We start from the raw sequence: 13,580 nt of genomic DNA, 5'->3' as shown, positions 1-13,580 counted from the left end.
GGTCTCCTTGTGCGAACTGTTGCCGAGTGCGACAGGCCGTCGCACTGCGCTACAATTCAGCACAAATTGGTCGCCGCCGCTTTTCTTACGACCATGTAATGATGAGGGCGTTGCGGTTGCGACGGACCTGGAGGCGGGGGAGCCGGCAGGGGCGTCGTCAGCCCAAGAGAACGACCAGGCGAATCCGGAACGGCAATCATGTTGAAAGGTGCGATCGAATACGCGCCGTCGACCTTCGAGGAGCGGGGGGCCGCGGTGGCCTTCACCACGCCGCTGCTGTCCCAGACCCGTGTGCGCCGTGGCGAGCGGTCGAAGCTTGAGGTGCTGATCCCCAGCCTGTCGCAGGGTATGGGCATCTATGTCGTCGCCTGGAAGGCGGTGCCGGACATGGTGTCGATGACCATGCACGACCGCTATCTGCACGACCTGATCGTGAAGGAGGACGCCTGCTCCCCGCACGAGATCCGCCGGGCGACGCTGAAGGCGGCGCGGCGCGGGCTTGCCGGGCCGCAGGCGGCGCAGGCCGCCCGCCGCGCCCTGGAGGAGGACGAGGAGCAGAGCACGCTGACCCACTACCTGCTGATCCTGGCGATCCTGAAGGCGGTGGGTCTGGAATCGCCGGAGATGCTGAAGGCCGGCATCGACACCGACGAGGGGCAGCGGCTGACCCGGCAGCTGATGACCCGCGCGGCGGAAAGCCTGCGCATGGACGCCACGCTGCTCTATGCCCGGCTGGCCGACATCGCGGCGGTCGCCGCCCCGGTGGGGCTTGCGCACTCGCCCAGGCCCGGCCGGCTGACGCGCGGGCTGAACGACCTGAAGAGCTTCCGCGACAGCATGACCGAATGGGCGCGCGACGTGCCGAGCGACGCCGCCCCGGTGGCGGAGTTCTGCGCCGAGGTGGCGCAGCACACCATCGCCATCGGCGACAAGGTTCTGGGCGACTTCCACCGGCGGGTGGAGGCCATCGGGCCGCTGATGCGTGACTGGGACATCGAGATCCTGCGCGTGCGCGCCCAGGCCGGCCGCATGGCGTGGCTGCTCGACGGCTGGAGCCACATCACCGGGGCATGGGAGGTGGCGCAGGCCGAGGACCACCACCAGCAGGCGGCGACCGTCAACGACCTGTTCCGCATCCTGCCGCTGCTGCCGCGCAAGGAGACGAGCCGCGACTTCGTCGAGGATGCCAAGCAGGTCAAGCTGGCCCATCGCCGCTCCGTCCGCATGCTGGAGGACTGGCGCACCGGCCAGATGGACATCGACGCCATCCGCCGGATCGAGGCGGTGAAGGCGCGCGTGCCATGACGGGAGGGGCGGAGAAAAAGGGGCGGGTGGACCGCCTGCCGGGGCTGGAGACCAAGCTGTTCGACATCCCCGAGGACAAGTTCATCGAGGTCGTCCGCCTGCTGGAGCGGGTGCGTGACCATCCCGACGTGCGCCAGACCTTCGCCGCCATCCGCCCGCGGCTGGTCCAGGTCCGCCCCGAGCGCCGCCCGACGCTGAAGCGCGTGCTGTGCATGCCGTTCGAGGATGTGCTGGAAAGCTTCAGCGGCGTCGACGTGCCGCTGGGCCGCATCGAGCGGCGGGTGATCGACCCGGTGTGGACGCTGGTGACGGAGTGCGGCGACGCCGCACTGATCGACCAGCTCGACCGCCAGGTGCAGGAGACGGCGCCCGGCAATCTCAACGCGTTGCGCAACATCGGACGCCGGCTGTGGCCGATGGCCGCCCAGGCCATTCGGGGGGCGGTGGAGCAGGACGGCGCCCGGCATGCGCTGTGGCGCGTGCTGCATGGCGACGAGGAATTGCAGCGGCAGGTGCTTGACGTCGCCGCCTTCCTGGAGATCGGGCTGACGGTGGAATCGCTGAAGGACGCGCTGGCGCCGAAGCCGCTGCCGGCGCTGGGGGACGAGCATGCCGGCGCCATCGAGCAGGCGGTCCAGGCGGTGGCGCGGCAATCGACCGGGCTGGTCTATTACCTGCTGCTGGTCGCCGCCTCGCGCATGGCCAACCCGGCCGACCTGTTGACGGTGCTGAACGATCTGGATTTCGGCAAGGCGCGGCGCGAGCAGCCGGTGATCTTCGCCCAGCTGAGCGGGCTGGTGGTCACCAATCTGGAGGAACGGTCGGCCCGGCTCGACGGCAACGGCTACAGCGCCGGACCGGGCGGGGCCGCCGCGGCCATCGCGCCGGAGGAGGCCATCGCCATCGCCGAGCGGCTGGTCGCCAGCGTCAACACCACCTCCGCCGTCATGGATTTCCTGGCCGAGCCGGTCTATCGCGAGCGGCTGGAGGCGGTGAAGACGGCGGTGCGGACGATGGTGGCCGGAACCGTGCTCGACACCGCGTCCGGCGGTATCCTGACCGCCGTCGCGGCCCCGGCGGAGAACGGCCGCCCCGCCGCGGTGGACGAGGACGCCCAGGCGGCGGCCGAGGACCATGCCCGCGCGCTGCGCCGCTGCGAGGGGCTGGCCGATGCGCTCGGCCTGCACGAGCCGCTGAAGACGGCGATGGCGTCGATGGAAAAGGGGCTGATGGCGAAGGCGCATGCCCTGCTGGCGCAGTATCCCAAGGCGGCCGGCAACCCGGACGATGCGGAAACGGCGGAGATCAGCCTGTTCTACGCCCTGCGCCTGCTGGAGCTGGTCGCCGGCCCCGCCAAGGCCGACCAGCTCCGCACCGCCATCATGGCCGCGACGGGAGAGTTCGCGGAGGAGTAGGGGGTGAAGCTCCCTCTCCCGCCCCGGGAGAGGGAAGGGGCCCAAGCGGAGCTTGGGAAGGGTGAGGGGTGTTCCAAGGAACCATGCGGTTAGGGATTCTTGCTTTCCCCCTCACCCTCCCCGCCTTCGGCGGGTCCCCTCCCTCTCCCGGGGCGGGAGAGGGCTTATACTCACGACGCCGCCGGAAGGGCGTCTCTCGCTGCGTCCTTGGCCGCGCTCTCATCGGCGTAGCGGCGGGCCAGGATGGCGCCGACCATCAGCTGGATCTGGTGGAACACCATCACCGGCAGCAGCACCAGACCGGCGGTGGCCGGGGCGAACAGGACGCCGGCCATCGGCACGCCGCTGACCAGCGACTTCTTCGAGCCGCAGAAGACGATCACCGCCTCGTCGGCGCGGGAGAAGCCCAGGCGGCGGCTGAGCAGCGTCGTGCCGATCAGGAACACCGCCAGGATGGCACCGTCGATCAGCACCACCACGCCCAGCGCGGCCGGCGGCACCTGATGCCACAGGCCGTTCACCACCGCCTCGCTGAAAGCGAGATAGACGACCAGCAGGATCGAGCCGCGGTCGGTGAAGCGCAGCATCGTCTTGTGCCGCGCCGCCCAGGCGCCGACCCAGCGCCGCAGAAGCTGGCCGGCGACGAAGGGCAGCAGAAGCTGCGCCGCGATGGTCTGCAGCGTGTCGAGCGACAACGCCGTGCCCTGCACCTTCAGGAACAGCGCCACCAGCAGCGGCGTCATCAGGATGCCGGAGATGTTGGACAGGGTGGAACTGCACACCGCCGCCGCCACATTGCCACGCGCCATCGAGGTGAAGGCGATGGAGGACTGGACGGTGGAGGGCAGCAGGCAAAGGAACTGCACCCCGATCGCCAGGGCCGGCGGCAACAGGCTGTGCGGCAGCGTTTCCACCACCGCCCAGCCGATCAGCGGGAAGGCGACGAAGGTCAGGCTGAAGATCAGCAGATGCAGGCGCCAATGCGCCATGCCCGCCACCACCTCTTCCCGCGGCAGGCGGGCGCCGTGCAAGAAGAACAGCAGCGCGATCGCCGCCTCCGCCAGCCAGTGCACGCCCTGGGCGAGTTGCCCATGCACCGGCAGCACGGTCGCCAGACCGACGGTCGCCACCAGCGCCATGGTGAAGCCGTCCATGTTCGGGCGAGGCACGCGAATCATTGGTTGGTCCCCCAAATCGTTATCACTGGCCGGACATAACGCCTTGGCTTCTCTTATAACGGCCTTCTCCGTTCTGGAATACAGTATTCAACATGCATGGCAGCCTTGAAAAGATTGGGGAAAATCGGCGTACCCCCGGCTCTTTCCACGATGCGGAAATCTCCGGCGGAGGCGCGGTGGGGCCAATCTCTTGAAGCTCAATAGGTTTTCGGCCGTCTCAGCTACCCCCTTGCCACCGGCCTTGCCATACGGTAACGTATGGTCAAAGAACGGATGATTTCCCAGGGGAGCGATACGTCCATGCTGTCCAACCAGTACCCCAGCCTGAATTTCGACCTCGGCGAGTCGGCCGACATGCTGCGCGATTCGGTGCGGAGCTTCGCCGCCAACGAGATCGCCCCCCGCGCCGCCGAGATCGACCACAGCAACGAGTTCCCGAACGAGCTGTGGCGCAAGATGGGCGACCTCGGCATCCTCGGCGTGACGGTCGAGGAGGAGTATGGCGGCGCCGGCATGGGCTATCTGGAGCATGTCGTGGCGATGGAGGAGGTGTCGCGCGCCTCGGCCTCCGTCGGCCTCAGCTACGGCGCCCATTCGAACCTCTGCGTCAACCAGATCCGCAAGAACGGCAACGAGGAGCAGAAGCGCCGCTATCTGCCCAAGCTGATTTCCGGCGAGCATATCGGCGCGCTGGCGATGTCGGAGCCGAACGCCGGGTCCGACGTGGTGTCGATGAAGCTGCGGGCCGAGAAGAAGGGCGACCGCTACGTCCTGAACGGCACCAAGATGTGGATCACCAACGGCCCCGACGCCGACACGCTGGTGATCTACGCCAAGACCGACATCAACGCCGGCCCGCGCGGCATCACCGCCTTCCTGGTGGAGAAGGGCTTCAAGGGCTTTTCGGTGGCGCAGAAGCTGGACAAGCTGGGCATGCGCGGCTCCAACACCGGCGAGCTGGTGTTCGAGGATTGCGAGGTGCCGGAGGAGAACATCCTGGGCGGCGTCGGCCGCGGCGTGAACGTGCTGATGTCGGGGCTGGATTACGAGCGCGCGGTGCTGTCCGGCGGCCCGCTCGGCATCATGCAGGCCTGCATGGACGTGGTGATTCCCTATGTCCACGACCGCAAGCAGTTCGGCCAGTCGATCGGCGAGTTCCAGCTGATGCAGGGCAAGATCGCCGACATGTACACGATCATGAACGCCGCCAAGGCCTATGTGTACGCCGTCTGCAAGGCCTGCGACCGCGGCGAGACCACCCGCAAGGACGCCGCCGCCGCCATCCTGTTCTCCGCCGAAAAGGCGACCTGGATGGCGCTGGAGGCCATTCAAACGCTGGGGGGCAACGGCTACATCAATGAGTACCCGACCGGCCGCCTGCTGCGTGACGCCAAGCTCTATGAGATCGGCGCCGGCACCAGCGAGATCCGCCGCATGCTGATCGGGCGCGAACTGTTCAAAGAGACCGCGTAAAGCGGTTCGGCAACAAGGCATCGAGGGAAAGGGACAGACCACTATGACCGACAGCATCGTCATCGCCGCCGCCGTCCGCACGCCGATGGGCGGCTTCCAGGGCGACCTCATGGGCCTGACCGGCCCGCAGCTGGGCGCCACTGCCATCCAGGCGGCGCTGGAACGCGCCGGCTTGGCCGGAGACGCGGTGGACGAGGTGTTCATGGGCAACGTGCTGTCGGCCGGTCTGGGCCAGGCGCCGGCGCGCCAGGCGGCGCTGGGCGCCGGGCTGCCGAAGGGGGTGGGCTGCACCACCATCTCCAAGGTCTGCGGCTCGGGCATGCGGGCGGTGATGTTCGCCCATGACGTCATCAAGGCCGGTTCGGCCAAGGTGGTGGTGGCCGGCGGCATGGAGAGCATGTCGAACGCCCCCTACCTGCTGGACCGCGCCCGCGCCGGCTACCGCATGGGTCACGGCAAGGTGCTGGACCACATGTTCTTCGACGGTCTGGAGGACGCCTACGAGAAGGGCCGCCTGATGGGCACCTTCGCCGAGGAATGCGCCAGCAGCTACAACTTCACCCGCGAGGCGCAGGACAACTACGCCATCGAAAGCCTGAACCGCGCCCGCAAGGCGGTGGAGGACGGCTCCTTCAAGGCGGAGATCGCGCCGGTCCTGGTCAAGGGCCGCAAGGGCGACACGCTGGTCGACACCGACGAGCAGCCGGGCAAGGGCGATCCGAAGAAGATCCCGACCCTGAAGCCGGCCTTCGCCAAGGACGGCACGGTGACGGCGGCGAATGCCTCGTCGATTTCGGACGGCGGCGCGGCGCTGATCGTCACCACCCGCAGCGAGGCGGACAAGCGCGGCCTGCGCGTGATCGCCGAGATCAAGGGCCACTCCAACCACGCCCAGCAGCCGGCGCTGTTCACGACGGCTCCGGTCGGCGCGATGCAGAAGCTGTTCGAGAAGGTGGGCTGGTCGGCCCGCGACGTCGACCTGTTCGAGATCAACGAGGCGTTCGCCGTGGTGACCATGGCGGCGATGCGCGATCTCGACCTGCCGCACGACAAGGTGAACGTCCATGGCGGCGCCTGCGCGCTCGGGCATCCGATCGGCGCGTCGGGCGCGCGGATCCTGGTGACGCTGCTGGCGGCGCTGGAGAAGTATGACCTGAAGCGCGGTGTGGCGTCGCTTTGCATTGGTGGCGGTGAGGCGACGGCGATCGCGGTGGAGCGGGTGTAAGGGGGGCGTTAGACCCCCACCTAACCTCCCCCGCTGGGCGGGGGAGGGACTGCCGCTACTCTCCCGCCCAAGCACTGGTCCCCTCCCCCGCCCAGCGGGGGAGGGTTAGGGTGGGGGTCTAGCGCCACCAACAAAAACCATCGCCCGAGGAAACGCCCGATGCACCTGACCGAAGAACAGACCATGGTCCGCGACATGGCCCGCGCCTTCGCGCAGGACCGGCTCGTGCCGACCGCCGCCGAGCGTGACCGCAGCGGCGCTTTCCCCAAGGCCGAACTGGCCGAGATGGGCGAACTCGGCCTGATGGGCATGCTGGTGCCGGAGGAGTATGGCGGTGCTGCCACCGACCATGTCGCCTACGCGCTCGCCATCGAGGAGATCGCCGCCGGTGACGGAGCGGTCTCCACCATCATGAGCGTGCACAACTCGGTCGGCTGCATGCCGATCCTGAAGTTCGGCAGCGACGCCCAGAAGGACCGCTTCCTCAAGCCGATGGCGCGCGGCGAGATGCTGGGCGCCTTCTGCCTGACCGAACCGCAGGCCGGATCCGACGCCTCGGCGATCAAGACCCGCGCCCGGCGCGACGGTGATCATTGGGTGCTGAACGGCACCAAGCAGTTCATCACCTCGGGCTCGCAGGCCGATGTCGCCATCGTCTTCGCGGTAACCGATCCGGCGGCGGGCAAGAAGGGCCTCAGCGCCTTCATCGTCCCGACCGACACGCCGGGCTATCAGGTGGCGCGGACGGAGGAGAAGCTGGGCCAGCACTGCTCCGACACCTGCCAGATCGTCTTCGAGGAGTGCCGGGTTCCCGCCGACCTGATGCTCGGGGCCGAAGGCGCCGGCTACAAGGTGGCGCTGGCGAATTTGGAAGGCGGGCGCATCGGCATCGCCTCGCAGTCGGTCGGCATGGCGCGCGCGGCGCTCGACCACGCCATCCGCTACGCCCAGGAACGCCAGAGCATGGGCGTGCCGATCATCCAGCACCAGGCCATCGCCTTCCGTCTCGCCGACATGGCGACCCGGGTGGAGGCGGCACGCCAGATGGTGCTGCATGCGGCCAGCTTGCGCGACGCCGGGGTGCCCTGCATGAAGGAGGCGGCGATGGCCAAGCTGTTCGCCTCGGAAATCGCGGAGAAGGTGTGTTCCGACGCCATCCAGATCCATGGCGGCTATGGCTACCTGAATGATTTCCCGGTGGAGCGCATCTATCGCGACGTCCGGGTCTGCCAAATCTACGAGGGCACCAGCGACATCCAGCGGCTCGTCATCAGCCGCGCGCTTGTTCAGTAACACAGTCCGCAATCAAGACCGCCAAACCGGGAGGAAGACGGCATGACCGTCCTGAAGAGCGCCCTGAACGCGCGCTCCGCCGAGTTCCAGGCCAACACCGACGCCATGCAGGCGCTGGTCGACGATCTGCGCCGGAAGGTCGCCGCCATCCAGCAGGGCGGCGGCGCAAAGGCCCGCGAAAAACACCTCGCCCGCGGCAAGCTGCTGCCGCGCGAGCGCATCCGCCAGCTGCTCGACGTCGGCTCGCCGTTTCTGGAGCTGTCGCAGCTGGCCGCCGACGGCGTCTATGCCGACGACATTCCGTCGGCCGGCATCATCGCCGGCATCGGCAGCGTCGCCGGGCAGGAGTGCATGATCGTCGCCAACGACGCGACGGTGAAGGGCGGTACTTACTACCCGCTGACGGTCAAGAAGCACCTGCGCGCGCAGGAGATCGCCCAGCAGAACAATCTGCCCTGCATCTATCTGGTGGATTCGGGCGGCGCCAACCTGCCGAACCAGGACGAGGTCTTCCCCGACCGCGACCATTTCGGCCGCATCTTCTACAACCAGGCTAACATGTCGGCCGAGGGCATCCCGCAGATCGCCGTGGTGATGGGAAGCTGCACCGCCGGCGGCGCCTATGTCCCGGCGATGTCGGACGAGGCGATCATCGTCCGCAACCAGGGCACCATCTTCCTGGGCGGCCCGCCGCTGGTGAAGGCCGCGACCGGCGAGGTGGTGTCGGCCGAGGATCTGGGCGGTGCCGACGTCCATTCCCGTACCTCCGGCGTCACCGACCATTACGCGATGAACGACGCCCATGCCCTGGCGATGGCGCGTCGCGTGGTGTCGAACCTGAACCGCGCCAAGCACATCGACCTGGATCTGCGCGAGCCGGAGGAACCTGCCTTCGACCCGCGGGAACTCTACGGCGTCATCCCCAGCGACGCCCGCAAGCCCTTCGACGTGCGCGAGGTGATCGCGCGGGTGGTCGACGGCTCGCGCTTCGACGAGTTCAAGCCGCTCTACGGCACGACGCTGGTCACCGGCTTTGCCCACATCTTCGGCTATCCCGTCGGCATCATCGCCAACAACGGCATCCTGTTCAGCGAGTCCGCGCTGAAGGGCGCCCATTTCGTCGAGCTGTGCTGCCAGCGCCGCATTCCGCTGGTGTTCCTGCAGAACATCACCGGCTTCATGGTGGGCCGCAAGTACGAGGCCGGCGGCATCGCCAAGGACGGCGCCAAGCTGGTCACCGCGGTCGCCTGCGCCAAGGTGCCGAAATTCACCGTCATCATCGGCGGCAGCTATGGCGCCGGCAATTACGGCATGTGCGGCCGCGCCTACAGCCCGCGCTTCATGTGGATGTGGCCGAACGCCCGCATCTCGGTCATGGGCGGCGAGCAGGCGGCCGGCGTGCTGGCCCAGGTCAAGCGCGACGCGATGGAAGCCCAGGGCAAGCCGTGGTCGGCCGAGGACGAGGAGGCGCTGAAGGCGCCGATCCGCGCCCAGTTCGAGCGCGAGAGCCATGCCTATTACGCCAGCGCCCGGCTGTGGGACGACGGCATCATCGACCCGGCCGACACCCGCATGGTGCTGGGCCTCGGCCTGTCGGCCTCGCTGAACGCCCCGGTGCCGAAGACGCCCTTCGGCGTCTTCCGGATGTGAGGAGAGAGCCATGAGCGACATCCTCATTGACATCGCCGACACCGGCGTCGCCACCGTCACCATGAACCGCGGCGACGTGCACAACGCCTTCAACGAGCAGGTCATCGCCGACCTGACGACGGCCTTCCGAAAGGTGGGCGAGGATCCGGCGGTGCGCGTCGTCCTGCTGCGCGGGGTGGGCAAGAGCTTCTCGGCCGGGGCGGATTTGTCCTGGATGAAGAAGATGGCCGGTTACTCCCATGCGGAGAATCTGGCCGACGCCATGGGGCTCGCCACCATGCTGCGCACGTTGGACGAATGCCCGAAGCCCACGGTCGCCGTGGTGCAGGGGCCGGCCTTCGGCGGCGGCGTCGGGCTGGTTTCGGCCTGCGACATTGCCATCGGTGTCGAGACCGCGACCTTCGCGCTGTCGGAGGTGCGGCTGGGCATCATCCCCGCCGCCATCAGCCCCTATGTCATCGCCGTCATCGGTGAGCGCGCCTGCCGCCGCTACTTCCTGACCGGCGAGCGCTTCAGCGCGGCGGAGGCCCACCGCATCGGCCTGCTGCACGAGTTGACCAATACCGACGGGCTGGAAGAGACGGTGGCGAAGACGGTGAAGAACCTGATGGACAGCGCCCCGACGGCGGTCACCGCTGCCAAGGAGCTGATCCGCGCCGTCGCACGCCGGCCGCTGACCGACGACGTGGTGCGCGACACGGCGGAGCGCATCGCCCGCCAGCGCGCCAGCGCCGAAGGCAAGGAGGGCGTCGGCGCCTTCCTCGACAAACGCACCCCGTCCTGGCGGAGCTGATCCACATGTTCGACAAGATCCTGATCGCCAACCGCGGCGAAATCGCCTGCCGGGTCATCCGCACCGCCCGCCGCCTGGGCATCAAGACCGTCGCCGTCCATTCGGAGGCCGACGCCAAGGCGATGCATGTCCAGATGGCCGACGAGGCCGTCTGCATCGGCCCGGCCCCGGTCGGCGAAAGCTATCTGCGCGGCGACGTCATCCTCGACGTGGCGAAGCGCACGGGGGCTGAGGCCATCCATCCCGGCTATGGCTTCCTGTCGGAGAATGCCGGTTTCGCGGCGGCTTGCGCGGAGGCCGGTGTCGTCTTCATCGGCCCGCCGATCGAGGCGATCCGCGTGATGGGCTCCAAGGCGGAATCCAAGCGGCTGATGGCGAATGCCGACGTGCCGCTGGTGCCGGGCTATCACGGCACCGACCAGGATTTCGCCACCCTGTCGGCGGAGGCCGAGCGCATCGGCTATCCGGTGCTGGTCAAGGCGTCGGCCGGCGGCGGCGGCAAGGGCATGCGCGTGGTGCGCGCCGCCAATGAGCTGGCCGATGCCGTGGCCGGCGCCCAGCGCGAGGCCAAGGCGGCGTTCGGCGACGACAGCCTGCTGCTGGAGAAGTATCTCGGCCGGCCGCGCCATGTCGAAATCCAGGTCTTCTGCGACACCCACGGCAACGGCGTCTATCTGTTCGAGCGCGACTGCTCGGTCCAGCGCCGCCACCAGAAGGTGATCGAGGAGGCGCCGGCCCCCGACCTGCCCGACGACCTCCGCCGCCGCATGGGCGAGGCGGCGGTGGCCGCCGCCAAGGCGGTGAACTATGTCGGCGCCGGCACCGTCGAGTTCCTCTATGAGGATGGCGGCTTCTACTTCATCGAGATGAACACCCGCCTGCAGGTGGAGCATCCGGTGACGGAGAAGATCACCGGGCTCGATCTGGTCGAGTGGCAGTTGCGCGTCGCCGCCGGGGCGGAATTGCCGCTGCGCCAGGAGCAGCTGACCCGCCGGGGCCATGCCTTCGAGGCGCGGCTCTATGCGGAAGACCCGCAGCGCGACTTCCTGCCGGCCATCGGCAAGCTGGTCCGTCTGCGCCCGCCGGCCGAGAACGATCATGTCCGCGTCGACACCGGTGTCCGCGAGGGCGATTCGGTGACGATGTATTACGACCCGATGATCGCCAAGCTGATCGTCTGGGACGAGGACCGCGACAGCGCGCTGCGCCGCCTGCGGGTGGCGCTGTCCGAATACGAGGTCGTCGGCGTCACCACCAACGTCGCCTTCCTCGGCGCCATTGCCGGCCATCCCGCCTTCAAGGCGGTGGAGATCGACACCGGCTTCATCGAGCGCCACCGCGCCGACCTGCTGCCGCCGCCGGCCCCGGTGGCCGACAAGGCGCTGGCGGCTGCGGCGCTGTCGGTGCTGCTGCGCCGGCGGGAAGAGGCCCAGGCCGCGCTGCGTGCCCGGTCGGATCGCCACTCGCCCTGGCTGCTCGCCAACGGCTGGCGGCTGAACGAGGAGAACCATTACGACCTGCGCCTGATGGACGGCGACACGGCGCGCGAGGTGACGCTGCATTTCCGTTCCGATGGCTATGAGGTCGCGGTGGATGGCGGCAAGGCAATCCCCGTCACCGGCGTCGGCCTCGCCGACGGCCTGCTGACCGCCACGCTGGACGGCATGCGCACCCGCGCCACCGTGGTGCAGCAGGGGCTGGACATCACCGTGCTGATCGACGGCGCGGTGTCCCGCCTGACGCTGGACGACCCCAGCGCCCGCGCGGCGGAGCAGGAGGGCGGCTCCGGCCGTCTGACCGCGCCGATGCCGGGCACCGTGGTCCGCGTGCTGGTCGAAGCCGGCCAGAGCGTCGAGGCCGGCGCGCCGCTGATGCTGCTGGAGGCCATGAAGATGGAGCACACCATCAAGGCGCCGGCGGCCGGCACCGTCAGTGCCGTGAATTTCGCGGCGGGCGATCAGGTGTCGGAAGGCGTCGACCTTCTGGTTCTCGACATCGCGGAGGCCTGACGATGCAGTTGCCGAAATTCGTCCGCATGGTGGAGGTCGGCCCGCGCGACGGCCTCCAGAACGAAAAGTCGATGGTGCCGACGGCCGTCAAGGTGGAACTGGTCAACCGCCTGTCCGACGCCGGGTTGAGCGTGGTCGAGGCGGCCAGCTTCGTCTCGCCCAAATGGGTGCCGCAGATGGGCGACAGCGCCGAGGTGCTGGCCGGCATCGCCCGCAAGCCCGGCGTGCGCTATGCCGCCCTCACCCCCAATCTGAAGGGGCTGGAGGGTGCGCTGGCGGCGAAGGCCGACGAGGTGGCGGTGTTCGGCGCCGCCTCGGAAAGCTTCAGCCAGAAGAACATCAACTGCTCCATCGCCGAGAGCCTGGACCGCTTCGCCCCCGTCATGGAGCAGGCCAAGGCGGCGGGCGTGCCGGTGCGGGGCTATGTCTCCTGCGTGCTCGGCTGCCCCTATGAGGGGGAGATCGCGCCGAAGGCGGTGGCGGATGTGGCGGAGCGGCTGTTCGCCATGGGCTGCTACGAGATCTCGCTGGGCGACACCATCGGCACGGGTACGCCGACCAAGGCGCAGGCGATGATCGCCGCGGTGACGGAGCGGGTGCCGGTGGAGAAGATCGCCGTCCACTTCCACGACACCTACGGGCAGGCGCTGGCCAACATCCTGGCCGCCCTGCAGATGGGCGTGGCGGTGGTCGACAGCTCCGTCGCCGGTCTCGGCGGCTGCCCCTATGCCAAGGGCGCCAGCGGCAACGTGGCGAGCGAGGACGTGCTGTACATGCTGAACGGCCTCGGCATCGAGACCGGGGTCGATCTGGACAAGTTGATAGCGGCCGGTGCGTTCATCAGCGACGCCATCGGCCGCCCCACCGCATCGAAGGTGGCCCGCGCTCGTGGTTGTGCGTGAGGGACCCTTCGGCAACGAAGGGCCGCGCTTCCGAGAGGGGGCGCGGCCCTTTCGTATCTGGGGGGCGGATGAATGCATGGGGATGTTGGACAATACCTGTTGATTGATGATGATCCAGCAAATATATAAAAACCCAAAGAAAAGTGAATCATTGCACGCCATTGTATTACTCGTATCGAGTCGGATGAATTGTCCTGATGGACTTCTTTTTTATGAGGAATTTGGTCGTCTATCCTGCGGATAGCTTCCGCTAAGTTATCGGATTTGTGTATCTGTTCTTGAATCTATCAGCTGAAAGCGGGAAGGCTTTGACGGCATAAAAATATCTATCGCACGT

At 68.0% G+C, this 13,580-nt stretch carries 10 protein-coding genes; 9 read left to right on the top strand and 1 reads right to left on the bottom strand.

The window, feature by feature from the left end; translation table 11 throughout:
• Positions 1 to 198: 198 nt before the first annotated feature.
• Together TSH20_RS12930 and TSH20_RS12925 are read left to right on the top strand one after the other, a co-directional pair.
• Entirely contained in the window at positions 199 to 1,305 is a 1,107-nt protein-coding gene (locus TSH20_RS12930) for a hypothetical protein (RefSeq protein ID WP_109075130.1), read from the top strand.
• Between the two features lie 26 nt (positions 1,306 to 1,331).
• Positions 1,332 to 2,720 (top strand): hypothetical protein, encoded by a 1,389-nt coding sequence (locus TSH20_RS12925; protein ID WP_247874469.1) that lies wholly within the window; start codon positions 1,332 to 1,334, stop codon positions 2,718 to 2,720.
• 170 nt (positions 2,721 to 2,890) lie between these two features.
• Here TSH20_RS12925 and TSH20_RS12915 read toward each other — a convergent pair whose 3' ends face one another.
• Positions 2,891 to 3,898: a bile acid:sodium symporter family protein gene (locus TSH20_RS12915; protein WP_109075128.1), complete on the bottom strand. Its 1,008-nt coding sequence runs from the start codon at positions 3,896 to 3,898 to the stop codon at positions 2,891 to 2,893.
• 300 nt (positions 3,899 to 4,198) lie between these two features.
• On the opposite strand from TSH20_RS12915, the gene TSH20_RS12910 reads away from it, so the two are divergent.
• From TSH20_RS12910 to TSH20_RS12875, 7 genes are all read left to right on the top strand, one after another.
• Positions 4,199 to 5,371 (top strand): isovaleryl-CoA dehydrogenase, encoded by a 1,173-nt coding sequence (locus tag TSH20_RS12910; protein ID WP_109075127.1) that lies wholly within the window; start codon positions 4,199 to 4,201, stop codon positions 5,369 to 5,371.
• 43 nt (positions 5,372 to 5,414) lie between these two features.
• Positions 5,415 to 6,596 (top strand): acetyl-CoA C-acyltransferase, encoded by a 1,182-nt coding sequence (locus tag TSH20_RS12905; protein ID WP_109075126.1) that lies wholly within the window; start codon positions 5,415 to 5,417, stop codon positions 6,594 to 6,596.
• 159 nt (positions 6,597 to 6,755) lie between these two features.
• Positions 6,756 to 7,889, top strand: coding sequence for an acyl-CoA dehydrogenase (locus tag TSH20_RS12895; RefSeq protein ID WP_109075125.1), 1,134 nt, complete (start codon positions 6,756 to 6,758; stop codon positions 7,887 to 7,889).
• 42 nt (positions 7,890 to 7,931) lie between these two features.
• Positions 7,932 to 9,539 (top strand): carboxyl transferase domain-containing protein, encoded by a 1,608-nt coding sequence (locus TSH20_RS12890; RefSeq protein ID WP_109075124.1) that lies wholly within the window; start codon positions 7,932 to 7,934, stop codon positions 9,537 to 9,539.
• Between the two features lie 10 nt (positions 9,540 to 9,549).
• Positions 9,550 to 10,332, top strand: coding sequence for an enoyl-CoA hydratase/isomerase family protein (locus TSH20_RS12885; RefSeq protein WP_109075123.1), 783 nt, complete (start codon positions 9,550 to 9,552; stop codon positions 10,330 to 10,332).
• Positions 10,333 to 10,337: 5 nt separating this feature from the next.
• On the top strand, positions 10,338 to 12,341 hold the full coding sequence (locus TSH20_RS12880; RefSeq protein ID WP_109075122.1) for an acetyl/propionyl/methylcrotonyl-CoA carboxylase subunit alpha: 2,004 nt from the start codon (positions 10,338 to 10,340) through the stop codon (positions 12,339 to 12,341).
• Between the two features lie 2 nt (positions 12,342 to 12,343).
• On the top strand, positions 12,344 to 13,243 hold the full coding sequence (locus TSH20_RS12875) for a hydroxymethylglutaryl-CoA lyase (protein WP_109075121.1): 900 nt from the start codon (positions 12,344 to 12,346) through the stop codon (positions 13,241 to 13,243).
• Positions 13,244 to 13,580: the final 337 nt, after the last annotated feature.

This window comes from Azospirillum sp. TSH20 (genome assembly GCF_003115935.1).
GTDB lineage: Bacteria > Pseudomonadota > Alphaproteobacteria > Azospirillales > Azospirillaceae > Azospirillum.
This window is presented reverse-complemented; position numbering and strand designations above follow the sequence as displayed.

Coding starts and splice junctions, on each gene's coding strand:
- TSH20_RS12930 (WP_109075130.1), top strand. CDS start 199: ATGTTGAAAGGTGCGATCGAATACGCGCCGTCGACCTTCGAGGAGCGG.
- TSH20_RS12915 (WP_109075128.1), bottom strand. CDS start 3,898: ATGATTCGCGTGCCTCGCCCGAACATGGACGGCTTCACCATGGCGCTG.
- TSH20_RS12910 (WP_109075127.1), top strand. CDS start 4,199: ATGCTGTCCAACCAGTACCCCAGCCTGAATTTCGACCTCGGCGAGTCG.
- TSH20_RS12905 (WP_109075126.1), top strand. CDS start 5,415: ATGACCGACAGCATCGTCATCGCCGCCGCCGTCCGCACGCCGATGGGC.
- TSH20_RS12895 (WP_109075125.1), top strand. CDS start 6,756: ATGCACCTGACCGAAGAACAGACCATGGTCCGCGACATGGCCCGCGCC.
- TSH20_RS12890 (WP_109075124.1), top strand. CDS start 7,932: ATGACCGTCCTGAAGAGCGCCCTGAACGCGCGCTCCGCCGAGTTCCAG.
- TSH20_RS12885 (WP_109075123.1), top strand. CDS start 9,550: ATGAGCGACATCCTCATTGACATCGCCGACACCGGCGTCGCCACCGTC.
- TSH20_RS12880 (WP_109075122.1), top strand. CDS start 10,338: ATGTTCGACAAGATCCTGATCGCCAACCGCGGCGAAATCGCCTGCCGG.
- TSH20_RS12875 (WP_109075121.1), top strand. CDS start 12,344: ATGCAGTTGCCGAAATTCGTCCGCATGGTGGAGGTCGGCCCGCGCGAC.